General features: G+C 42.6%; 14 protein-coding genes and 3 pseudogenes. 2 read left to right on the forward strand and 15 right to left on the reverse strand.

The genetic code is table 11. The annotated features are described in order from the left end of the window. Window positions 1-70: 70 nt before the first annotated feature. Together ABLV08_RS11755 and ABLV08_RS11760 are read left to right on the forward strand one after the other, a co-directional pair. Window positions 71-1,149, forward strand: a pseudogene (locus ABLV08_RS11755) (IS3 family transposase). 182 nt (window positions 1,150-1,331) lie between these two features. Then, on the forward strand, window positions 1,332-2,336 hold the full coding sequence (locus tag ABLV08_RS11760) for an NAD-dependent epimerase (RefSeq protein ID WP_063421124.1): 1,005 nt from the start codon (window positions 1,332-1,334) through the stop codon (window positions 2,334-2,336). Between the two features lie 80 nt (window positions 2,337-2,416). On the opposite strand, the pseudogene ABLV08_RS11765 reads toward ABLV08_RS11760, so the two are convergent. The 15 genes and pseudogenes from ABLV08_RS11765 to ABLV08_RS11835 all read right to left on the reverse strand — a co-directional run bounded on the left by ABLV08_RS11765 (window position 2,417) and on the right by ABLV08_RS11835 (window position 24,902). Then, window positions 2,417-3,216 (reverse strand): annotated as a pseudogene (locus tag ABLV08_RS11765) (IS3 family transposase). Window positions 3,217-3,549: 333 nt separating this feature from the next. Then, entirely contained in the window at window positions 3,550-4,716 is a 1,167-nt protein-coding gene (gene ugd, locus ABLV08_RS11770) for a UDP-glucose 6-dehydrogenase (protein ID WP_045389209.1), read from the reverse strand. A gap of 149 nt (window positions 4,717-4,865) precedes the next feature. Next, entirely contained in the window at window positions 4,866-6,236 is a 1,371-nt protein-coding gene (gene rfbK / locus ABLV08_RS11775; RefSeq protein WP_045389206.1) for an O9 family phosphomannomutase RfbK, read from the reverse strand. A 20-nt stretch (window positions 6,237-6,256) separates the two neighbouring features. Beyond that, window positions 6,257-7,672: a mannose-1-phosphate guanylyltransferase/mannose-6-phosphate isomerase gene (locus ABLV08_RS11780; protein WP_348855883.1), complete on the reverse strand. Its 1,416-nt coding sequence runs from the start codon at window positions 7,670-7,672 to the stop codon at window positions 6,257-6,259. Between the two features lie 832 nt (window positions 7,673-8,504). Next, window positions 8,505-9,884: a TolC family outer membrane protein gene (locus ABLV08_RS11785; RefSeq protein ID WP_348855884.1), complete on the reverse strand. Its 1,380-nt coding sequence runs from the start codon at window positions 9,882-9,884 to the stop codon at window positions 8,505-8,507. 2 nt (window positions 9,885-9,886) lie between these two features. Then, window positions 9,887-11,218, reverse strand: coding sequence for an HlyD family type I secretion periplasmic adaptor subunit (locus ABLV08_RS11790; protein WP_045389194.1), 1,332 nt, complete (start codon window positions 11,216-11,218; stop codon window positions 9,887-9,889). A gap of 82 nt (window positions 11,219-11,300) precedes the next feature. After that, on the reverse strand, window positions 11,301-13,040 hold the full coding sequence (locus ABLV08_RS11795; RefSeq protein ID WP_320896668.1) for a type I secretion system permease/ATPase: 1,740 nt from the start codon (window positions 13,038-13,040) through the stop codon (window positions 11,301-11,303). Between the two features lie 303 nt (window positions 13,041-13,343). Then, window positions 13,344-15,995, reverse strand: coding sequence for a DUF4214 domain-containing protein (locus ABLV08_RS11800; protein ID WP_045389188.1), 2,652 nt, complete (start codon window positions 15,993-15,995; stop codon window positions 13,344-13,346). 240 nt (window positions 15,996-16,235) lie between these two features. Further along, window positions 16,236-17,348, reverse strand: a pseudogene (locus ABLV08_RS11805) (IS3 family transposase). Between the two features lie 277 nt (window positions 17,349-17,625). Further along, window positions 17,626-18,591, reverse strand: a complete 966-nt coding sequence (locus ABLV08_RS11810; RefSeq protein WP_164520555.1) for an acyltransferase — start codon at window positions 18,589-18,591, stop codon at window positions 17,626-17,628. A 101-nt stretch (window positions 18,592-18,692) separates the two neighbouring features. After that, window positions 18,693-19,763 (reverse strand): glycosyltransferase family 1 protein, encoded by a 1,071-nt coding sequence (locus ABLV08_RS11815; RefSeq protein WP_348855885.1) that lies wholly within the window; start codon window positions 19,761-19,763, stop codon window positions 18,693-18,695. Between the two features lie 128 nt (window positions 19,764-19,891). Next, complete coding sequence (gene gndA, locus ABLV08_RS11820; protein WP_045389181.1) at window positions 19,892-21,298, reverse strand: NADP-dependent phosphogluconate dehydrogenase; 1,407 nt, start codon at window positions 21,296-21,298, stop codon at window positions 19,892-19,894. A 250-nt stretch (window positions 21,299-21,548) separates the two neighbouring features. Next, entirely contained in the window at window positions 21,549-22,388 is an 840-nt protein-coding gene (locus ABLV08_RS11825; protein ID WP_348855886.1) for a glycosyl transferase, read from the reverse strand. Between the two features lie 41 nt (window positions 22,389-22,429). Further along, window positions 22,430-23,581, reverse strand: a complete 1,152-nt coding sequence (locus ABLV08_RS11830; protein ID WP_348855887.1) for a polysaccharide pyruvyl transferase family protein — start codon at window positions 23,579-23,581, stop codon at window positions 22,430-22,432. Window position 23,582: 1 nt separating this feature from the next. Then, entirely contained in the window at window positions 23,583-24,902 is a 1,320-nt protein-coding gene (locus ABLV08_RS11835; RefSeq protein ID WP_348855888.1) for a flippase, read from the reverse strand. Between the last annotated feature and the right edge of the window lie 60 nt (window positions 24,903-24,962).

The following is a 24,962-nucleotide window of genomic DNA, read 5'->3' on the forward strand; positions in this document are numbered from 1 at the left end:
GACCTGCTCCCCGTTGATTAATACACACCGATGTTAGTAATGTCTTCATAAGCTACATGAGAACATCCCCATGAAGAAGCCTTTTTCCGACGAACAGATCATTAGTACTCTCCGTGTGAGGCTGAAGCCGGGGTTTCTGCCCGTGAGCGCTGCCGTAAGCACGCCATTTCCGACCCCACCTTTTACACCTGGCGCAAGAAGTAAGGCGGAATGGAGGAGCACGAGGTTAAGCGCCTGAAGTCGCTTGAGGAAGAGAACGCCAGACTCAAGAATCTGCTTGCTGAAGCCATGCCTGGTAAGGAGGCACTTCAGGTGGCTCTGGGCGAAAGTACGGACGACAGACCACAAGCGGGAAGCCGTTAAGTTTATGAGTGATGCGACCGGTCTATCGCAACGTCGTGCCTGCAGGCTTACAGGTTTGTCTCTGTCGACCTGCCACTACGTGGGACAGCGTCCGGCGTCTAATGCGCTTTTATCAGGGCGCATCACTGAACTGGCACTAGAGCGCAGGCGTTTTGGCTACCGCCGCATCTGGCAGTTACTGCGCCGTGATGACCTTCATGCTAATCACAAGCGCGTGTACCACCTGTATCATCTCTGCGGGCTGGGCGCAAAACGCAGACGGAGTCGTAAAGGCCTGGCAACGGAGCATCTGCCGCTGCTCCGCTCGGCGTCACCCAATCTGACCTGTTCAATGGATTTCGTCATGGACACGCTGACCACCGGTCGCAGGATCAAGTGCCTGGCCTGTGTGGTCGACTTCACTAAGGAGTGTCTGACAATTATCATCGCATTCGGGATTTCAGGCGTTCAGGTCACTCATATTATGGATAGTATTGCACTATTTCGAGGCTATCCGGCGACGATAAGAACGGACCAGGGGCCGGAGTTCACTTGCCGCGCACTGGATCAATGGGCCTTTGAACGTGGTGTTGAGTGACAGTTAATCCGGCCGGGTAAACCAACGCAGAACGGATTTATTGAGAGCTTTAACGGGCGATTTCGCGATGAGTGTCTGAATGAGCTCTAGCTCAGCATATCATTCAAGCCAGGAGAATCATTAACGACTGGCGGCAGGATTATAACGAGTGATGGCCACATTCGGCACTGAATTATCAGACGCCATCAGAGTTTGCAGCACGGTGGTGAAATGGAAAATGTGAAGAGAAACAAACCGACATAACTAACTGACGGTCGTTTCTAATTGGGGGCAGGTCAGTGCGTCATGTCATCTACCCATATCTTGCAACGGTAAAGCAGATGACCTCTGAGGCAAGCCAGTGTAAAATAAGCAAATATATAGCGGGTAACAAGCCCCCCGGAGGATGAATATGAAGTTTTTAGTCACTGGAGCCGCAGGATTTATCGGTTTTCATGTAAGCAAGCGCCTTCTGGAGGCAGGTCACAAGGTTGTTGGTGTCGACAACATGAATGACTACTACGATGTCAGTCTTAAGCAGTCTCGTCTGGATCTACTGCAGTCTCCCCTGTTCACCTTCTATAAAACCGAACTTGCCGATCGAGAAGAAATGGCGCAAATTTTCGCCACTGAGAAGTTTGAACGTGTGATCCACCTGGCGGCACAGGCCGGTGTTCGTTACTCGTTAGAAAATCCTCACGCCTATGCTGATGCTAACCTAATCGGTTTTCTGAACATTCTGGAAGGCTGCCGGCACAACAAAGTACAGCATTTGCTGTATGCCTCTTCCAGCTCGGTGTATGGACTGAACCGCAAAATGCCTTTCTCCACCGACGATTCGGTCGATCATCCGGTATCGCTGTATGCCGCGACAAAAAAAGCCAACGAGCTGATGGCACATACCTATTCTCATCTGTATGGCATTCCCACCACCGGATTACGCTTTTTCACTGTGTATGGTCCATGGGGCCGTCCGGATATGGCGTTGTTTAAATTCACCAAAGCCATGCTGGAAGGTAAAAGTATTGACGTCTATAACTACGGCAAAATGAAGCGCGACTTCACCTATATCGATGACATCGTGGAAGCAATCATTCGTGTACAGGATATTATCCCACAGCCAGATGCAGAGTGGACGGTAGAGAATGGCTCACCAGCAACCAGTTCAGCCCCTTACCGCATTTACAACATCGGTAACAGCTCGCCGGTCGAGTTGATGGAATACATCACCGCCCTGGAAGAAGCGATGGGAATGGAGGCCGAGAAGAATATGATGCCAATGCAGCCCGGCGATGTACTGGAAACCAGCGCGGACACCAAGCCGTTGTATGACCTTGTGGGCTTTAAACCGCAGACGTCTGTTAAGAACGGGGTTAAGAATTTTGTGAAGTGGTACAAAGGGTATTACAACGTCTGAGTGCTCACATCTGTCTTCCTGAACCGCAATCCAGATTGCGGTTTTTTTGCCTTTTTTCATGTGGTTGAGTAAAACTCAGTTTAGACAACGCCATGCATGCCGCGCAGTCGGGAAGTTGGTACATGACTAGTCCTGATATAGGTTGACAGCTTTTCGTCTGTAAATGCCTGATGAACTTCATCGGGCGTTTTGTATTTCAGGGCCAGGTGTGGCCGCTCATGGTTATAAATTGACACGGATTCTTTTACCATTTCCCGGACCTGCGCCAGGTCCGCAGGGCGCGAGAGTAAAAATTCATTTTTCAGGATACCGTTTACTCGCTCAGCCAGCGCATTCTGGTAGCAGTCATAACCATCGGTCATTGAACAAGTTATCCCATTTCTCTCATGGACTGACTGATAAAGTACCGAACAGTTTTGCAGTCCTCTGTCAGAGTTATGGACCAGCGGACCTGTCGTTTTTCTCCCCCTCAGTGCTTGTCTGAACGCTTTTACCACGTTTTCTGTCTGCAAGTTTTCCCCAACATGGTAACCCACGATTTTTCTGGAGCAGGCATCAGTGACCAGACTCAGATAAGCCGTGCCGCTGCACAGCGGAAGAGCTCAAGCTGAGCTTCAAGTTCCCTGATTCTTTGCTCGGGTGTAAGCGGGATAGTCGTCTGGGCCACGGGCAGTTTCCTCTTCACCAGGTCAGGAAGTCCGGGGCTCCAGTCAAGCCGCCCATATTTACGCAGCCAGACAAGAACGGTGGAGCGCCCCTGAATGCCATACCGCTGCTGGGCTTGTTTATAGGTCATCTCACCTTTTTCAACTTGCTCTACAACAGCTATTTTAAAGGATAGAGGATAATCACGTTGGGTGCGTTTGAACTCAGTCATCATCACGTTCTCCGGATTTAAGTCAGGAACGTGTCAACGCTATTCAGGACGGGTTAACAAAAACAAAAAAAGCCCTCATTGTAGGCTTCTTTACCCTTACAGCGCTTATTTTCGGCATCAACATCTCAGTGACGGCAGCTCTTTACAAGAGTGTGATTTAACATATCTGACCACCACATTACCTACAATGAGTTTAGAGCAAAATTACAGCACACATCGCACGACTCGGGATGTTTAGAGAAAATTGAACGGAATATAATCAGTGAACAAATTGTTGACGATGGAATCAATCAGACTGGCGGCAACAACACCGCCAGCCCTTAGTACAAGAGGTAACTAATCGTTGCCGAACAGATCGCGGGTATAGACCTTATCGGTTACATCAGATAATTCTTCCGCCATGCGGTTGGAAATGATGACATCGGCTTCTTGCTTGAAGGCATCGAGATCACGGACCACACGAGAATTGAAGAACTCATCCTCTTGCATCACCGGTTCATAGATAATTACCGGGATCCCCTTGGCTTTAATGCGCTTCATAATCCCTTGGATTGAAGAGGCGCGGAAGTTATCTGAACCACTCTTCATTATCAGGCGATAAACCCCAACAACTTTAGGTTTGCGCGCAAGAATGGAGTCTGCAATAAAATCTTTACGAGTACGGTTCGCATCGACAATAGCACCAATAATATTGTTTGGTACGGATTCATAGTTAGCCAAAAGCTGTTTTGTGTCTTTCGGCAGACAGTAGCCACCATAGCCGAATGACGGGTTGTTGTAGTGATCGCCAATACGCGGATCCAGGCACACCCCCTCAATAATTTGCTTGCTGTTCAACCCCTGGCTTTCTGCATAGCTATCAAGTTCGTTGAAATAGGCAACACGCAGCGCAAGATAGGTGTTGGCGAACAACTTGATAGCCTCGGCTTCAGTCGAATCGGTAAACAGCGTCGGGATATCCTGTTTAATCGCCCCTTCTTTCAGAAGATTGGCAAAACGCTCTGCTCGCTCAGAACGTTCACCAATAACAATACGCGACGGGTGCAAATTGTCATATAACGCCCGACCTTCACGCAGAAATTCAGGAGAGAAAATCACATTGTCGATACCGAGTCGTTCCTTGATATCACGAGTAAAACCAACCGGAATAGTCGATTTTATGATCATCACAGCATCAGGGTTAATCTCAGTCACATCGCGAATGACGGCTTCGACAGTTGAGGTATTGAAGTAGTTAGTTTTTGGATCGTAGTCAGTTGGTGTCGCGATAATGACATAGTCAGCATCGCGGTATGCATCCTGCTTGTCAGTCGTCGCACGGAAATTCAGTGTCTTTTCTGCCAGGTATTCCTGAATTTCTTTATCGACAATTGGAGATACCTTCTGGTTAAGCAGATCAACTTTAGACTGTACGATATCCAGCGCGACCACTTCGTGGTGTTGCGCAATCAGGATGCCGTTTGATAAACCAACATAGCCGATACCAGAAATTGTAATTTTCATTCGTTCACACTTTACTCAGTTAGCGGGAGGGCAGCGAATGGCCACACTATTAATCAAACTGCTTGCGGTTTTACTCTCCGGTCAGAGGGCATGTCAAGACGTAACCAAAAATAGAAAGCCTCATTAATGGTTACGTCCCTGATAAATCGCTAGCGCAGAAGAGCTAAGATTTCTTCCGTTTTACTGTTCATCAAGACGGTATCGGCTTTCGATTCCACATTCAGACGCACTACAGGTTCAGTATTAGAGCTACGGAGATTAAAACGCCAATCGGGGTACTCAATGCTAATGCCATCCGTAGTATCAACATGCGCTGCGGAAGGTTCGTATCGCTCGCGAATAAGCGCAATAGCTTCAGGAGCATTCTTCAGCTTACGGTTAATCTCACCTGACGCAGGAAACGCAGCCTGACGATCGGCCACCAGCGCTTTCAGGGAAGTATTTTTCAGGCACAATAGTTCAGCAACAAGCAGCCAAGGGATCATGCCACTATCGCAATAAGCAAAATCGCGGAAATAATGATGTGCGCTCATCTCACCACCATAAATAGCATCTTCCTGGCGCATCCGCTCTTTAATAAAAGCATGTCCTGTTTTGGACATAATTGGTATCCCACCATTCTCGGTAACAATATCGACTGTATTCCATGTTAACCGCGGATCGTGAATGATTTTAGCACCCGGTTGTTTCTGCAGAAATGCTTCGGCAAGTAAACCGACAATGTAGTATCCTTCAATGAATTCGGACTCATCATCAAACATAAAGCAACGGTCAAAATCGCCATCAAATGCGATGCCGATATCTGCATTATTCAGACGAACCGCATCAGCGGTATCCTGACGACACTCAGGCAAAAGAGGGTTAGGGATACCATTAGGGAAGTTGCCATCTGGATGATGGTGTACTTTAACAAAAGTTACGGGAGCTCCAGCGGCGATAAAACGCTTTTCAATTTCGTCGATTACATGACCTGCCGCACCATTACCTGAATTTACTACAAGCTTAAGCGGACGATTGAAGTTCGCCAGATCGACGTAGCTCATCAGGTGATCGACGTACTCCTGCAATATGGTAATCTTATGCAATGTCCCACGGCGGTTAATATCAACAGGAGGGAAATTATTTTCTTCGGCAAGCCTCTGAATATCACGTAACCCAGTATCACCACTAATCGGCTTCGCATTATCACGCACCAATTTCATACCATTGTAATTCATTGGATTATGACTGGCCGTCACTTCAATCCCACCATCAATCCCAAGATGGAAGGTGGCAAAGTAGATTTCTTCGGTACCACTCAGACCAATATCAAGTACATCAGTGCCGGCATCCATCAGGCCATTAGCCAATGCCAGCTTCAAAGACTCACTAGTAAGTCGGACATCACCACCTACAGCAATACGTTTTGGTTTCAAAAACTCACCATAAGCACGCCCGATACGGTAGGCAATATCTTCATTCAGTTCATCGCCTAATTCGCCACGAATATCATATGCTTTAAAGCAGTTAAGCTGCGCCATTTTTAAGTCCCTAGTAATTGTTAGCAGCGACCATACTGGTCTTTAATTCGAATAATATCATCTTCACCAAGGTAAGTTCCGGATTGAATCTCCAGAACTTCTAACGGAATTTTCCCTGGGTTTTCAAGGCAATGTTCAGCACCAATGGGAATGAAGGTAGATTGATTTTCCGTTAGTAAAAATTGTTTACCATTAACTGTGATCTGACCAGTACCTGAAAGGATAACCCAATGTTCAGCACGATGATGGTGCATTTGCATAGAAAAAGCCCCCCCAGGCTTTACAGTAATCCGATTAACATTAAAGCGTGGTGTCTGTACGATGACATCGCTACGCCCCCATGGGCGATAAATTTCACGATGGCGTTTATATTCACTACGTTGATTGTGTTTTAAATGCTCTACAATTTTCTTTACATCCTGAGCACGGTCTTTATCCATGACCAGTACAGCATCTTTTGTACTGATAATAACCAGATTCTCTACACCGATAGCTGCAACCAACTGACCGTCACTATTAATGTAACAGTTTTGACTATTATGCACCCAAGAGTCCCCAGTCAAAACGTTGCCCTGCTGATCTTTCGGGCTAACATCCCACAGAGCGGACCAGGAGCCGACGTCATTCCAGTCAGCATCCAGGCCCACGACAATAGCATCTGATGTTTTTTCCATCACGGCATAATCAACAGACTCATCAGGGCAATTGCTGAAAATATCATGAGCTATACTGATAAAATCACTCCCGTCATCCGCACTAGCGATGGCTTGTTTACAAGAATCAAGAATGTCTGGGCGAAACTTAGCCAACTCAGAAAGGTATTTCTTAGCGCGGAACATAAACATCCCGCTGTTCCAGTAGTAATCCCCAGAAGCAAGATAAGTTTCAGCGCGGGCACGATCTGGTTTTTCAACAAATCGAGCTACTTTATAAGATGTCTGTTGGGAGTCATCTAAAGCATCTCCACGCTGAATATAGCCATAACCAGTTTCGGCTGAACCCGGTACGATGCCAAATGTCACGAGGTGGCCAACTTCAGCATACTTCTGAGCTACCTGGATGGCATTGTGGAAGACCTGAACATTATTGATGATATGGTCAGCAGCAAGAACCAGCAGCAGAGGGTCGTCCCCATTCTTTGTCGCTTGTAGCGCAGCAAGGGCTATTGCAGGCGCAGTATTCCGCCCTACTGGTTCAAGCATGATATTATGGGATAGTTTATCTAATTGTCTTAACTGCTCGGCAACCAGAAAGCGGTGTTCCTCATTGCAGATAACCATTGGCTCTTGGGTATCAAGTCCAGATAAGCGGGTGATAGTTTCCTGTAACATCGAATTCTGGCCATAGAGCCTCAAAAACTGCTTCGGATAGAGCTCGCGAGACATCGGCCATAGACGGCTACCCGTTCCACCAGCCATAATTACAGGAAGCAACATATTGAAATCCTCAAGTAAAAACAAAGTTATCTATTGATCAAAAGAACCTATGCCCTGGAGCATCGGCCCTCAGGTACGTTATCTCTGTCTGGCTCAATCAGACTGGACAAAATTGCAGCTTATCCCCAACAGTCTCTCCTTTGAACTCGGCCACGTGTGAACATAAGAACTCCTACGCCGTGAACTGACGTCATTATACTGTTTTAGCGCACCCTGTAGTAATCGGGTACTGATTTCATCCTATAAAATTCAAGGTCTTTTACCAAACAAGTCAGTTCCCATTTGGTAAACTTGAATCATAAAAAGTCAATACGGAGATACAACTTTCTCCGTTTCTTTTTCTCAAATCCATCAGTACTTTCTCATTTGTCTACACAGTTGCTTATGCAACAGACATCCGCATCGATTAGTATTACTTTCGCGGGAATTGGAGGATTCTGATTGATTCAAAATCAGGGTGAACCTGTATCAATCGTGGGAAATGATAATAAAGAAGAATTAACTTGATACTTTCCTTTGTATTCATACAGCCGAATATCCTTATACACCTTAAGATTAGTACTACCCTAATACACAAAAATTATGACAAGTATGCGGACATCAACAAGATATTAGCATTACACATAACTGCAACTGCCAAAAATGATAGAAAAATACATTTAGTCCTTTTCCTTTACCCCATGCCTGAAAAATAATACGAAAACCCAGAAAAAACCATACCAATAAAATGACTATCACTTATACAACATAATGCCCCACCAACATACTCGACTAACCCATCAGTTAGCCGAGTAAAAAGAGAAAAATTATCAATAAAGTAGATTCTTATCCTTTAGTTTACAGGCCTGGAAAAATATGATGCTGCCCTACTGATGTCTTTTTCATTCAAGGTCCCGGAATCGCTGAGCAATGATATCCACGCTTTGATGTAGGTATATTTCGCCTCTGCAAGATCCCGTTGCGCACCATAAAGTTGTTGCTCAGCATTCAAAACATCAACGTTGACGCGCTGCCCCGCCAGCACACTCTTACGTGTTGCCTCCACCTGTGTGGTGGCTGACTTAACCGCAAAATCATAGGCAAGAAGCTTTGCCTGGCTACTAATACATAGATTAAACTGCTTACGTAAATCATTAATAACATTACCAACTTGCGCATCAAGCTCGTACTTTGCCTGACCATAACGAGCCGCTGCCTGGCGGGTTGATGCAGCCACACTTCCGCCAGAATAGATCGGCATACTGACCTGCACGCCAATGCTATCCGTTCGGTATTTCTGATTAACCGTGTTATCGCTGCTGGAATCATTCTCTGAATGCGAGGCATAAAGTTGAACTTGCGGCATAAAACCCGCTCGGTTCCTCTCCACCTCATATTTGGCGGCATCGACGCCATGCCGGGATGACATTAGTAACGGATTTCGCTCCATGGCAATCTGCTGCCAATCTTCAAATCTGGCCGGTTGTAATGGCCTGATCTGGAACTTTCCGGCACGAAGAGTCTGCAGTTCGTCAAGCTGCTCCAGAGGGATGCCAATGATCACTTCAAGGTCACGTTGGGCAGAATCTAACGCATCCCGGGCTTCAATAAGCTGGGCTTCAGCCAGGCTATAGCGAGCTTGAGTTTCAGCAACATCGGTGACCGTCCCCTCTCCGGCGCTAACTAAGCGATCATTTAACGCTAGTTGCTCTTTATAAGCCTCTTTTTGAGCTTCAGCCAATGCGATTTGGTCCTTGGCGTACGCGACTCCCACATAGGCAGTTATAACTCTCACAGCCAAATCCAGGTATTTACCACGATATTTTTCATCCGCCATTAGTGATTGCGCAACACCGGACTTATATTTTGCATATGCTTCATAGTCAAAAATGGATTGGGTCAATGTTACCGATCCCGCATAGCTACGGTATTGTTGCCGTTTTGTTACATCACTGACATTGCCAAAAAAATCGCTTGTCTGATATTGCTGCGTTTGCCAGTTACGCGGGGCATTTTGATAATTCAGTGAAACTTTTGGCAAAAGCCCTGCACGACCAATGTTCTCTGTTTCATTCCCTGCCTCTTTTTCTTTAATTGCTGCCTGGAATGTTGGATCTTTTTCAAGTGCCAAAGAATATGCATCCAAAATTCCTAACGAATAAACAGGTGCAGAAATCATAAGTGTCAATGCACTTATGGTCAGACCATAAATCTGCCGTTTAACCTGAATCAAAATTATTCCTCAGTCAATGATGTACGAGCGCGATCTAAAATTGGCTTGAACAAATAGCTCAGCAATGAACGTGACCCTGTTTTAACGAATACTTCTACTGGCATGCCAGGCTTAATATCAGCGCCTTGTAGCATTTTGATCCCTTCTGGCGTGACCGTCACCTGCATCTGGTAAAAGGGTTCCCCGGTCCCCTTATCAACCAAACGGTCAGCAGATACCAGCGTCACCGTTCCGGGTATTTTTGGCGTTTTATTCTGATTAAACGCGGTAAACATCAACTCAACAGGTAGACCTTTATAGACTTTATCAATCATCTCAACTTTGAGGCGAGAGTCGACGATCAGTGATGCTTCGCTTGGGACGATATCCATCAGATGCTCTCCGGCCCCTACTACACCACCTTGGGTGAAAATAGTTAGCCCTACTACCGTGCCATCTACAGGAGAAATGATGGACGTGTTACCAAGATCATATTTGGCCATATCCAGCTTATTCTTGAAATCATTGGCATCCATCTGAGTTTGTGCGAGTTGTGTTCTGACTTCACGTTGATAATCGGCATACCGTTGTTCGATTCGCTGCTGTGATTCAAGCAACTGCTTCTGGAGTTGACCGATTCGTCCTATTGTTTCATCAATGCTGCTATTAATTTCTGCGAACTGGCGTTGTGCTTCCAGGTAACGGTTCCTCGGTAAATATCCTTCCGCAGCCAGTTGCTTCATGCTACTCATTTGTTCACGGATGCTACTCAACTGAATTTGTTTGTTAATGCGAGAATCTTGCAATCCTTTTAGCTGAAAACGAATACCGTCACTGGACTGCCTGAAACCATCAATTTCACTTCGCAGCGCTTGCTGTCGAGAAGAAAAAAGCTGAACTTGCAAGGCTATGATTTCTGCGACACGAGGACTATCTTTGAGTGTGTCAAAAACAGGGGAAAAGCGAATCTCACTGAGGTTATCCCTTTCTGCTAATAACCTGCCTGCCGTTGCCAGCGTTGTGTAATATTGATCCTGTAAGGAATCGACCTGAGCTTGAGCCTGAACCTGACTCATCTGCACTAAAACCTCACCGGCCTTAACTTTTTCGCCCTCTTTCACGGCTATGTTTCTGACTATTCCTCCCGCAGGAGACTGAATAGTTTTACGATTACCAGAGACCGTAACTGATCCAGGGGATGCTACTCCCTTATCCAATGGTGCCAGGCTCGCCCACAGAAAAAAACCCGCTAATCCAATGCCGATCACCAACCATCCCAGACGGGTAAACCTGCGTTCATCTGTCTGTGATTGTTCGATATTATTTCCCTGTGGCATATTGATCTGTACAGACATACCAACTCCTTCGATTGCTTATGACGGATATATCCGCCGGCAAGTTCACGTTTTAGTTAATTTGTGATTTTGGAATATTGCCTTAATGCATATCGCTGTTCACCGCATGCGCTGCATGTTGTTGCGCTGTCTGTGATTTTTGGGCATTGGTAAGAGCTTGCAATACCTGATTAGTTGGACCAAAAGCACTAACCTTGCCATTAACCAGCAACAATAACTTAGTGGTCATAGCAAGCAAATTAGTACGATGGGTAATTAAAACAACCGTTTTATTACGTTGCCTGAGAATAGACACTGCCTGATTCAGCGCTAACTCGCCGGCATCATCGAGGTTTGAGTTGGGTTCATCGAGTACAATCAATGATGGATCGCCATATAAAGCACGTGCAAGGCCGATACGCTGCTTTTGTCCACCTGACAATCCAGCGCCGCTATTCCCAATGACAGTGTCATACCCATTTGGAAAATGTAAAATCAGTTCATGTACGCCAGCCAGTCGGGCTGCATCAATCACTTTTTCAGCGTCAATGTCACTGAAGCGCGCAATATTTTCTGCAATTGTCCCTGCAAATAACTCGATATCCTGCGGTAAATATCCGATATAAGGGCCTAGCTCATCTTTGTTCCACTGATAGATATCAGCGCTATCCAGGCGAACAATTCCTTCATCTACTGGCCAAATTCCCACCATTAGACGTGCAAGAGTAGATTTCCCTGAGGCACTCGGACCAATAACGCCAAGGACATCTCCAGGCTGGATTGCAAACGAAACATTATGCAACACAGCTTCACCTTGGGACCCAGGGGGGGTAGCGGAGACATTCTCGACGGATAACTCCCCTTTCGGCGCAGGTAAAGACATATTGGTGCCGCGAGGTGGGTTTTGGTCAAGTAATTTAACCAGCCGCTGATAGGAAAGTCTGGCTGAACTCCAGCTTTTCCAGACGTTAATTACCTGCTCAATCGGTGCAAGGGTTCTGCCCATAAGAATAGAACCGGCAATCATCATACCTGGCGTGATATGGCCATCAATTGCCAACCACCCCCCCAATCCCAGAACAAGTGATTGTAATGAAAGCCGCACAAATTTTGTCACGGAAGCGACTCGGGTTGCGCTTTCACTGGCAGTACGCTGACTATTCAGAAATCTCTGATGTAAATTATACCAACGGGACTTTATGTTAGGTAGCATGCCAAGAGCTTCAATCACCTCAGCATTACGCAAATTTGTACTTGCCAGACTGCCTGATTGCAAAGCCAGCCTGCTGGCTTCAGCCAAAGGTTTTTTTGACACCATTTCGTTGACAATAGCTAATCCCACCAACATCAACGAACCAATTAACGCAAACAGGCCAAGCCAGGGATTGAAAAGGAAAATTACCAGTAGATATACCGGGAACCATGGGGCATCGAAAAAAGCGAAAAGAGCGCTTCCGGTCATAAACTGCCGCATATTGGTCAAGTCATTTAACATATTCCCGGCGTCTGCTGATTTGTTCTTAAGATTATCTTCATAAGCTGCGGTGTATACACGCGAATTTAAGCGCATATCCAACTGAGCGCCGATGCGTATAACGACCATACTACGTGCATATTCTAATAGGGCCATCATCCCAAACATGCCTAGCATGATCAGCGTCAACATTAAGAGCGTGATTTCATTGCCAGAAGGAAGCACTCGGTCATATACCTGGAGCATGTAAATTGAGGGCACCAACATCAATATGTTGATAAATGCGGTGAAAACGCCGACCGTCCAGAATATTTTACTGCGGGTACGTATTACATCTGCGATTTCATTTCGCGGTATAAAATGTTCCACTTTTTATCCTTACTCTATACGCACCTTGAGCCGCCCACACCCGACCAGGCATGAGAGAGTCCTCTTGCCCATACCACGAACGGCGACTGATACTTTTCTTTAACTATAGATAACAAAAGTGGATAACAGCAAGCTCATAAAAAAAATATTTGAACGATGTGAATTCGAGTGTTTAAAGGCATATAATAAACAAGGTAAATTAAGGCAAAGTAGTTAGATCTTCATCACATAAAAGCGGAAAGGTTACCCTTTCCGCTTTTAATATATTAACGCACATAATGAATTACTAAATAGGTACCATTATTATGCGTAATGTAAAGTATCAACCAGTTGTTGATGGTTCTGCCCAGAAAGGAAGACGATTGTGTCTGAAGAATCCAGGTTATGGTTATTGTTGTTATCAATAATCAAGTAGGAATCTGCAATGTTTGATTGTCCGGACCAGACAACTGATGCCACACCAACTTTTTGAGTTAAAGAACCATTTTGTAGGCCAAGGATATTAGCCAACAGACCAGCAACACCACCTACCACACCGCCGACCAGTGTACCCAACAATGCATCTACCTGATCTGAAGTACGGTAACCATAATCAGTAACGGCAGTATGAGAGGTATCATTATTAATCGTCAGGCCAGAAACATTGTCAATGATAGTGTCTTTTGCACTGTTAAAATCAGAAACAGTGACACCTTTATCTACTGTACTGGATTTGAGGACATACTGGTTGGCACCGTTACCGCCAGCAACAACTGTATTCCCCTGAACAGCAAAATGATCACTAGAAGAGGTCCCCGTAACATCAATGTGATAGCCTTTATTCAGCCCTAGTCCTACCAGACCCAGCACTGTATCCAGTAAGCCAATAGTAACGGCACTCAATGGCAAAATTTTCAGCAATTGGACAATAATGCCATCGCCAGTACCGCTGGCACCCAAGTCTAAATTCAGACCAGCTGTATTACTTGCAGCATTGACGTTATGGATGTTACTAAAACCTGAACCAACGTTAAGATTCAGGACATGATCTCCACTAACGTTAATCCCTGTGACCTGGGTATTGGTATCAGCCAGAGTCAAGGTATTACTAAAATTACCAATGCCCCCAGAAGCGATATTTAAAGTCGTCAACTGTGGCCCAGTAACATTACCTAAAATGTCTGTTGTACTGCTGCTATGCAACGCAAGCGAACCGGCGTTTACATCAGTATTGCTGGTTGCGGTAAAGTTAATACCAAAACTGGTTACTGCATCCTTGAGGAAAGTGATATCAACACTGCTGGCTGCAGTCGCATCACCGGTAACTTCCAGTTGCGCTGAGCTGCCACCGGCAGCATTTATCACGTGTACCTGATTTGCAAGCCCGGAGAGTACAAACCCTTGCGAGCCGATGGTGGATGTTGTTGGCTGATTGACCGTGGTGGTTAATGTACCAGTGAGTCCCGATTCATTAGATGCGTTACCCGTCAGTATACCAAAGTCAAAAGTATGATTCGCAGGAGTCGTTGCTCCGGATGTAGAGCCACTAAGAGTCGCTTTACCAATATAACCCGCAAGATCAACTTTCTCAAAGTTAGTAAACTGCGAGGAGTTGGTACTTATCGTAACGGTACGTGTAAGGCCTGGAGCCGAAACCGCTATATTTTTAGTGAGTAGGTTTGCGGAAATGGTATCAACGCCAAGACCGCCATTGGCTGTAATGTTAGTTGAAACTGTGTTAGCCCCGTTCGATATACCGTTACCTAACCATTTCAGCGAATCATTACCGGCCCCGAGGTTAAACTGACCAGTCGCAGAAGCAACAACAGCATCAGTGGTCAAAAGCACTTTATCAGCACCAGAACTAGCGTTTAAAATTACGCTTCCGTTATTCACAGTAACTTTAACGCCTGGGTTCACCCCGTTATCAGAAAGGTTAATTGTTGCGGCGCTAGCACCGCCTATCGACAGATCTGCCAGATGATCGGCAAATTTTAAGTTAACTGTAGTTGCAGCGTTAGCATTGAGCATTACATTGGTTAAGACAGCAGTTTCTGCATTAGTTAACTGGTGACTAGTGTTTGTATTTACTGTGCCAGTTGCATTGCCGCCACCAGCAGTAGCAGTAAGAATTGCGCCAGTTTTATAAAGTAAACCGGTGCCAATTTCGTATTCAAAAGCGTGTTGGCTTGTAACGGTTGCAGTATTTGTTGAGGTTGAGCCACGCAGATCTTCAATAATAGCTTTAATGACAGCTGTTTTGTTGGAACCAAATACTTGATAAGTTGCAATTGTTGCATCATTTGGTTCAACACCATAAATACCTTTATAAATATGCTTAATAAGGTCTGAACCAGTTAGGCTTGTACCTTTACTCTTGAACTCTGCTGTACTTATCATTGATTTCAAAACGGTATCAAACGTCTGACCATTCTGAGTTAATTTTGTTGTCCAGTAACGTAAACCACTCATATCTGCAGATCGTCCTGCGATACTTATATACGCTGAAACAATCTGTTCTTGCTGTGATAATGCACCACTCCAAGTATTCCAAGTGGCTGTACCATAATCACTAAACATCATACCATTGAGTGTAACATCAAAATCATGCTGTAGAGATAAAGTGTTAGTATCAAAACCATTATAGAACAGAAGATTACTTATTGCAGTATAAATAGCAGTACTTAAATTACTTCCGCTTAAATACCCTTGGAGTACATTGTCCGCAGGTGAACTACCCAAAAGTGAGGTATAAACAGCACTTAAAATTTCAACATCAGTTTTCCCTGAATATATAGCCCTTCCCTCTCCCGAGGAAAGTAAGTCACTGATGTATTGCTGTTGTGTCATTGTCCCATTAAGAAAACTTTTAGATACACTATCAAAAGCGTTTTCTCCTGCATAAGTATTCGTACCTAACACTGCAAATTGAATGGCAGCGACTTCTTTCTGTGTGAGCAAATATTGAGAAACCATCTTAATATCCTCAGATTAATTGAGTGCGAACAATCCAGTTCCAGTCTAAAAACAGTAGTACTCTAACCGTTCACAGCATCTATAAGCGAAGTCCAACAAACACATTCAGTCAACACCTGAAAGCAAAAAAACAACAACAAAATAAAACACTAAAAAAAACAACAAAAAAAGATATTAAAGCAGTCAACCCCGAGCATCTACCATACTTTCATACTAAACTATATTGTAAGCATCCTAGCTTCAGTTCCATGCACTTTTTGAAAGTTCCTGGGTTTTCAGCCATCAGGCGGTACTCTTCCGGCGTCAGGTTATTCAGGGATTCATGAGGCCGCTCGTTGCTATATTCCATCAGCCAGCGCTCGGTAACCTTCCGTGCTTCATTTAGTGTTCTGAACAGGTAAAAATCCAGGATTTCTGTCCGGTATGTCTGGTTGAACCGTTCGATAAAAGGATTTTGTGTAGGCTTACCCGGCTTGATAAATTCGAGCTGCACGCCATGCTCTTCGGCCGATTGTGCCAGCACCAGCGAGACCAGTTCTGGCCCGTTTTCCATCCGCATTTTCAGCGGGTAGCCGCGGTTTACCGCGATCCTGTCCAGCACCCGAATGACCCGCTGAGCCGGGACATTCAGGTCGATTTCTATCGCCAGTGCTTCACGGTTAAAATCCTCCACCACATTAAAGGTCCGGAAGCGTCTGCCGCAGACCAGCGCGTCGTGCATAAAATCGATGGGCCAGCTCTGGTTTAACGCTTGCGGTGTCGCCAGTGGTGCTGGATTACGCACAGGCAGCCGCTGTTTTCCCTTGCGACGAAAATTCAGTTTCAGCAGACAGTAAATCCGGTGAACAAGTTTATGGTTCCAGGTATTACCCTGCCTACGCAGCAGCTGGAACAGTTTCTTAAAACCGTAGCGCGGATAGCGTTCTGCCAGTTCAGTCAGCGTATGGCTCACCGGTTCTTCACGCCGGGTATCAGGCTGATAAAAATACACCGTCCTGCTCAGCGATAACGTCCTGCAGGCCTGGGGTAAACTCATGGCAAATTGTGCCGTCAGATAGCTGACGAGTTCACGCTTTATCGCTGGTTTTAAAGTTTTTTTCGATGACGTCTTTAAGTGCCCGGCACTCAAGTCTGAGGTCGGCAAACATCTGTTTCAAACGTCGATTCTCATCCTCAAGGTCTTTGATTTTTTTTAATATCGGCCGCTTCCATCACGCCATATTCAGCCTTCCAGTTGTAATAGCTGGCTTCCGAAATAGCGGCCTCACGGCACACATCCTTGACGATACGTCCGGCTTCAACGGACTTCAGAATGGCGATGCTCTGGAGTTCAGTGAATCGTGCTTTACACATAGCGATCTCCTCAGGGGACATAATCAGTATGTCGGAAGATCTCTAAAAATGAATGGACCGTTTTGCCTGGATGCTTACAAACCAATCAAGCCTGAATAACTACCATACTTTCATACTAAATCATATAAAAGCTTACAACTGTTTAATCGTTAAAATTATAATTGAGAAAAAGACAAATGAATGCAAAATAATACTCCTCTTTAAAAGAGGAGTATTGAACAAAAAAGGGTGGTTTACAATAAGTCACAACTAGCACAAACCATCAAACGTTACAACTTCAGACATTTTTAATAACTAATCGCTTTGTCCTAGAATTTAAATAATTGATTATTGGTTTTTCTACAAACAAATGGAAAATAATACCGAAGACTAAAGCAGGAAGAAGCATTAATATATAAAGTATGACAGGGTTATTTAACCCTAAGAATCTATGTCCAATTAAAAAAATGGCGCTAATTGAGAGAAGATGTGTCAGATATATAGAATATGATGCATCACCTATAGTAGATAGCACGCCTGCCCCTGCATTCTTGAACAAACTCACATAGGAATTAAATATTATAAAACTGGGAATACCCAAGTCAAAAAAACGAATGCCTACTGGAGAATAATACATCCAACTCACAGAGATAAAGATCATTAAAAACTTAACTACTGCACTTCTTGGGAAAGACAATTCTTTATATAAAACATACGAAAAAACACCAAGAACGAATTCAAACATAACTGAATTACTTAAGAAGTCATTATTAAATAATCGACCCAAAATGAAAAAACACAGAATTGCAAATGGAATAGAAAACTCTTTCCTTACAGACAATTGCATACATATAGCAAAAACAAGATAAAAAAACAATTCATAACTTAACGTCCACCCGACCATAACTATATTATTATCTATAGGAAGTAAGGTTAAAGTGTTAAGCAATGAGAATTTTTTATCCAGGTTATGGGCATTAGATATACTCGGAAAAGAATAAAACATTAAAATAAAAATAGTTGCGACAATTAAATAAACTGGATATATTCTGACGACCCTCTTTAATAAAAAAATAAAAAAATTATTTTCTCGCTTTGAGATCAGCATCATGATGAAACCAGATATCACAAAGAATATATCAACTCCGGACATTCCAATAGAAAAACCATATTGCCAAAAACCATTATCACGTAACTTAGTTGTCATATGAAACAAAACAACGAGGAGAACAGCAATGCCTCGCAATTGTTGTACGCTGATCATGTAACCACCTATTTTTTTGTTTACCCTGTTTTGCAAAATACTATGAATTAAATAGCATCGGAATTTAAAATAAACCACTTTATACTGAAAACTAAAAAGCATTAACTAACATATTTTTCAATGGTAAGTTTCTCAATTAAAAAATTAAGTTTCTTGGCTGAATTTATCCATGAAAATCTACGTACATTATCCCACCCTTTAACAATCAGCTCCCCCCTTAACTCTTTATCACTATTAAGCAGTGAGATAGCTTTAATTATCTGATAGTTACATTCCGGATCAAAATAAATAACACTATCATGCAATACTTCTTTCATGGCAGAACGATCTGATGAAATAACAGGACAAAAACAAGACTGAGCTTCTAATGGAGGTATGCCAAACCCCTCATACAATGAGGGAAATATAAATGCTTTCGCACCTTTGTATAACTTAGCAAGTTCATCATCGCTAACATGCCCTAGAAAACATATTCTGGGATCATTTATGTTAATATTAACATTCCGGAATACTTGGGTAGTTCCGCCGATAATTTTAAGATGTATTTTTAGGTTGCTCTTTAATATTACCTGAATGAGACGTTGAATATTTTTGTGATGATTGATTGATGAGACAGTTAAAAAATACTCAGCATTATCATTTGTAGGTGTTGCCCCCTCATAAAACCTTTCACTTACTGCATTTGGAATAACAAATATATTATCTTTCCTGTGATTATAATATTTAATAATTTCATTTTTCGAGAAATTACTTACCGTTACTACAGCTTTCGAATTTCTAAGTAAAAAAGGAGCAAGGCTTGAATAAAAAATACAGAATATTTTTGAGAAACTAGAGGGATATCGAACATAAGATATATCATGTAAGGATACGATTTGATTCTTATAAAACGCAGGTCCAGTATTACATAAATTAACAAGGAGTCGAGCTTTCTGTCTCATCATGAACAATGGTAAGGTAACCTGCTCCCAATAATGCCCTTTACCCCCAACAAGCTCATGGATATTTAAACCTTTTGTGGGATATTCATTTTGGATTGATGAAATATTAGGTACTAATATAATGATATCTGAGCGCAAATGGGATAAATGCAGCACAAGTTCATACGCAAAGCGTTGAACACCTGTTAGTTGTTGAGTAAGAAATCTACCGTTGATGTAAATAGTATTCATGATTAGCATTATATTTAATTATTATGAGTAAGATTATAACACTTGATAGGGCACTAGTTTTTTTAATAAAAGTTGACGCAAAAAAACCCTGTCTATAAACAGGGCCTTTCTGATATATCCAGGAACAGTTATTCCATCCACTCAGTATGGAAAATACCTTCTTTGTCAGTACGCTTATAGGTATGAGCGCCAAAATAATCACGCTGAGCCTGAATGAGGTTAGCCGGCAGGACCTCAGAACGATAGCTGTCGTAGTAGGCAATAGCAGCAGAGAAAGTAGGTACAGGAATACCGTTCTGTACTGCATAAGCAACAACATCACGCAGCGCCTGCTGATAATTGTCAGCAATCTGTTTGAAATACGGGGCCAGCAGCAAATTGGCAATACCAGCATTCTGTTCGTAGGCATCGGTGATCTTCTGCAGGAACTGAGCACGGATAATGCAACCGGCACGGAAGATTTTAGCGATCTCGCCGTAATTCAGATCCCAGTTGTATTCATCCGACGCAGCACGCAGTTGGGAAAAGCCCTGAGCATAAGAAACGATTTTGCCCAGATAAAGAGCGCGACGAACTTTCTCGACAAACTCCGTCTTGTTACCAGCCGGTTGAGCTTTTGGCCCAGTCAAGACTTTAGACGCTGCAACGCGCTGGTCCTTAAGTGAAGAGATGTAACGCGCAAAAACAGACTCGGTAATCAGGGACAGCGGCTCGCCCAGGTCGAGTGAGCTCTGGCTGGTCCATTTACCTGTACCTTTGTTGGCCGCTTCATCAAGAATCACATCAACAAGGTATTTACCTTCTTCATCTTTTTTAGTGAAGATGTCTTTGGTGATATCAATCAGGTAGCTGCTAAGCTCACCTTCGTTCCACTCAGTAAAGATTGTTGCCAGTTCTTCATTAGAAAGAGCCAGACCACCTTTTAGTAAAGCGTATGCTTCCGCGATAAGCTGCATATCGCCATACTCAATGCCGTTATGCACCATCTTGACATAGTGGCCAGCACCGTCAGCACCAATATAGGCAACACAGGGTTCACCGTCTTCTGCACGAGCAGCTATCTGCTCCAGAATTGGTGCTACCAGTTCATAAGCTTCTTTTTGGCCACCAGGCATGATAGACGGGCCCTTGAGTGCACCCTCTTCGCCACCAGAAACCCCTGTGCCAATGAAGTTAAAACCTTCGGCTGACAGTTCACGGTTACGACGAATTGTATCCTGGAAGAAGGTGTTTCCACCGTCGATGATGATGTCACCTTTGTCCAGATACGGCTTAAGGGAATCAATCGCACTGTCGGTACCAGCGCCGGCTTTAACCATTAACAGGATACGGCGTGGAGTTTCGAGGGATTCAACAAACTCCTGGACGGTATAATGTGGGACCAGTTTCTTGTCAGGATTTTCAGCAATCACTTCTTCGGTCTTTTCACGGGAGCGGTTGAAAACAGAGACGGTATAACCACGGCTTTCGATGTTGAGCGCAAGGTTACGCCCCATCACTGCCATACCGACAACCCCGATCTGTTGCTTGGACATTACATACTCCTGTCTGGTGTGGTCACTGCGACTTGTTCGCAGCTTAAATTTGATGATCATGTTAGCTTAAAGATGGTGATGAGCATAGCCTAAAAAGGGCTTGTTCACATAGAAACGCATTGTGGTCCCAAAGTGCTAAACATTTCTCATCAAAACTATGTTTAATGAACTACGATGAAATTATTCGGCGATGAATTGGTCAACTTTACTTAAATTCAACACCTGCATTTGAATTAACCTAAACACTTATTCACTTATATTTTTCACACCTTGGGTGTGCCCCCATCAAAAAGGTTTTCAACAATAAAATACAATCATTAACATTTAACTTAAAAAGACATAGAATGATTTTTTTGATGAAGGCTAAATATAAGCGCGTGCTAGGATAATGTCTGACAGTCAATGCAAAGTCAATTAAACGTTCATTATGTCTGAACTTAGACTGTACGGATTCGATCTTAGATAACGAATGTAGCAAAGTAAAACTAGAGGATATAGAAAAAACCTCACCTTTTACTTGTAGAGCATGCAAGCGTCTAAAAAAACTAAAATCGACCCCATACAATGCATAGTGCTCATCGAATAAATCCATTTTGTTCTTTATAAACTTCGCAACAACACCTTTAGTGAGTGTTAATCCTGAACCGATGGAGAAGATATTACCACCTAATATTAAGCCATCTTCATTAAACACGCCTTCATCGACAAGTGGATAGTAGATTTTATTGTCAATTCGAGACAATATTTTAGGAAGCTCGATTTCAACCCCCTTTTTTCCAATGACGGTTGAATATTTCTCAGGTATAGTTGAGTCGTCGTCAAAAAATGAGAACACATCACAATGAGAGTTGTCTCTAACGAAATCATTATATACAACAGAAAGAGGTTCATTGCTTATGCAATTAACTAACACAAAATCATTGCCACTTGCATCGAAAGTCTTTTGTTGCTCGTCTGATATACTAATTTCACAAGGCCCATTATTATGAAGAACAACTTTTGCCCCTATCAAACCAGATTTCAAAAGAGAGGAAACTGTTGCCGACTCAGATATTTCTTTATCATACAGGATAATTAAAACAGCAATCATTTTCATTGTCTTTTAAAGTGAATGGTTTATCTTTTACTTATTTATAACATTTTGGAGAAGTCAGAAATACTTTCAAAAATAAGAGACTGTGCTTTTATAACAGCTTTATCTAATTCATCTAGAGATGTCTTCGAATATTGTAAAGTTTCCGGTATCTTTGATATATGAATTGGCTTATTATAAGGGTATACACTCCACGTCTCTAAAAATGACGTTAACTTGGCGATATTTTTATTAATACAGTAATGTGGAACTCTAAAAGACATAGCCGTAATAACACCATGCAAACTTGTTCCGTAAAATGCTTGTGATTTAACAATTAAATACATAATTTCCCAGACATTCAAATCATCTTCTAAAAAGTATTTGCTGCCAGAAGCATTATTAACCTTATTTAAGAACATAACATCATCATGGCCACTGGCATATCCTATTGGCAACAAAACAACTTCATATTCAGTATCTAATTTAGATAACTCTTTAGCTAATTCATCAGGGGTGAAATCAACTTTGTATGGACAAGCTTGAATGGTAATGTACTTTTTACTCGCGTATCTAGTGATTAATTCAGATCTAACCTTAGTTTCAATGAATTCAAGATCAATAACACCAGAAGCCATCAATACAGAATCTGGAACTAATTTGGCCTGAGCAAAGCTTGATATAGACTCATATGTTCGATTATCTCTCACTGAGATATAATCTGAATTTTTTATATTAATCTCTTGAGATTTTACAGGTATACCACCAACAGTATTAAATATAATATTTACTTTGTTTTTGAAGGATTCCTTCTCTGGTATATAAGGGAAATCCCATACAGAGCCGTATGCATTTCGCGCTATTTTATTTATAATACCAGGAACAATCCTCCTCATAAATCTAATACATTGAACTTTAAAATGACTTGTTTGAACATGTGTATATAATACTCCAATATCAGCACCAAGTACTTCACCGCCAACGATGATAATAGAAGAACCTTCATTAACACCTAGTAAATCTTTCATAGCAACAGTCGGTTTGCATAAATATCTACTTAGATCCGAATCACTAATTGATGAAAAAATAAAATCATCCTCTGTAATCGCTGGGTTGCACCCCTTTAAATATTCGGCCAATAATAATGGCATCAAATTATCGCCATAATTATATCTATCAAACGCACCATAAAATACAACACTACGACCCATATTATTTTCCTTTATAATATCTTATTAACCTGCGAATATTTCCAGGTAACCAAAGCGACTTCGTCTTTTGAATAAAAGCATATCTGGTTCTTGTGCTTAACGCATCAAAAAAATAACCAGCACATCCAAATGCTATCAACGTGGCATAAACAGAACCTTCTGCACCATATTTAGGAATCAATATATAATTAAGAATAATACCTATGGCTAGCCCCGCTAAATTCCTGGTTAAAGCATATTTTTGCAATCCTTCATTAATGTACCATCTACCACTAGCTGAGCTTAGGAAATAAAAAATACTAACCCATGCATATAATTTTATAATTTTAGATGCAGCGAAATAGTGATGGTCATAAAGTAGCGAAATGATGTAATCAGAAACAAATGTGATGAAAAGTGCAAGCGTGACACCTATAATAACTAATAGATCATAAAGGAATTGCAAACGTTTATCATAAGACTCTATGCTCTGCTCGCGAACTTTAATTATTTTCGGAAATAATGAAGAAACTATCGCGACTGGAATAAAATACCATACCTCGACCATTTTCACTGCAACAGAATAAATACCAACAGCGGCATCACCAATAATATTACCTATCATTATCTGATCTATACGCATATATAGCATCAGTGCCACCCCAGAAAGCACAAGCGGCCAGCTAATATTTAGTAGCCTCTTGGCTTCTGTATAATCAAATCGCCATTGGAATTGCTTGTTTTTTTTCCTATAAAAGAAAAATAACATCACTGATGCCAAGAAAGCCTCAATCGAAACTGTTATCGCGATAAGATAGTAACTTCCACCACAGGATATGATCAAAATCTTTAAAAATGCACTGATGAAGAATGCTGTGTTTTGTGAAATTACAGTATACTTTGATGAAACTGTCGATTCAAACCAATATTTAATAATATCAGAAGAACGAAATATCACTGAAGGTAGCATGCATATGACACTCAGCATTAGCATTGATTCGCCAGGCCTTAATGCCATTACAGTAAAAATGACCAAGACTGAAGCTGAAAGGCTACCAATGACCTGGAGAACAAAGGACGTTCCCATTATGGTAATATTGTCAATATCCCCTTTGACTAACTCACGGACAACAACCCCATTCATTCCTAAAGAAGCAACAGCTGAATAAATTGAGATCATAGCGAATGCATAGTTGAATGAGCCAAACTGGGCAGGTCCCAAATATCTGGCTAGCCATACATTTATTATAAACCCCATGCCGAGCCGCAAAATACTATCTGACATAAGCCAGATAATATTTGCGATAGAGCGCTCCTTGAAAATATAGGATATTTTACTCATCAAATAATTTTTCTCATGCTATATCTCTAATTTTATGAAATCAAAACTCAAAATAGAGTA

This window comes from Klebsiella sp. CN_Kp088, from assembly GCF_040064335.1.
In the GTDB taxonomy this organism is placed as follows: domain Bacteria; phylum Pseudomonadota; class Gammaproteobacteria; order Enterobacterales; family Enterobacteriaceae; genus Klebsiella; species Klebsiella aerogenes.

What these genes read in the sequence shown, in the direction of transcription:
- ABLV08_RS11760 (WP_063421124.1), top strand. Translation starts at nt 1,332, where the DNA reads ATGAAGTTTTTAGTCACTGGAGCCGCAGGATTTATCGGTTTTCATGTA.
- ugd (WP_045389209.1), bottom strand. Translation starts at nt 4,716, where the DNA reads ATGAAAATTACAATTTCTGGTATCGGCTATGTTGGTTTATCAAACGGC.
- rfbK (WP_045389206.1), bottom strand. Translation starts at nt 6,236, where the DNA reads ATGGCGCAGCTTAACTGCTTTAAAGCATATGATATTCGTGGCGAATTA.
- ABLV08_RS11780 (WP_348855883.1), bottom strand. Translation starts at nt 7,672, where the DNA reads ATGTTGCTTCCTGTAATTATGGCTGGTGGAACGGGTAGCCGTCTATGG.
- ABLV08_RS11790 (WP_045389194.1), bottom strand. Translation starts at nt 11,218, where the DNA reads ATGTCTGTACAGATCAATATGCCACAGGGAAATAATATCGAACAATCA.
- ABLV08_RS11800 (WP_045389188.1), bottom strand. Translation starts at nt 15,995, where the DNA reads ATGGTTTCTCAATATTTGCTCACACAGAAAGAAGTCGCTGCCATTCAA.
- ABLV08_RS11810 (WP_164520555.1), bottom strand. Translation starts at nt 18,591, where the DNA reads ATGATCAGCGTACAACAATTGCGAGGCATTGCTGTTCTCCTCGTTGTT.
- ABLV08_RS11815 (WP_348855885.1), bottom strand. Translation starts at nt 19,763, where the DNA reads ATGAATACTATTTACATCAACGGTAGATTTCTTACTCAACAACTAACA.
- gndA (WP_045389181.1), bottom strand. Translation starts at nt 21,298, where the DNA reads ATGTCCAAGCAACAGATCGGGGTTGTCGGTATGGCAGTGATGGGGCGT.
- ABLV08_RS11825 (WP_348855886.1), bottom strand. Translation starts at nt 22,388, where the DNA reads ATGATTGCTGTTTTAATTATCCTGTATGATAAAGAAATATCTGAGTCG.
- ABLV08_RS11830 (WP_348855887.1), bottom strand. Translation starts at nt 23,581, where the DNA reads ATGGGTCGTAGTGTTGTATTTTATGGTGCGTTTGATAGATATAATTAT.
- ABLV08_RS11835 (WP_348855888.1), bottom strand. Translation starts at nt 24,902, where the DNA reads ATGAGTAAAATATCCTATATTTTCAAGGAGCGCTCTATCGCAAATATT.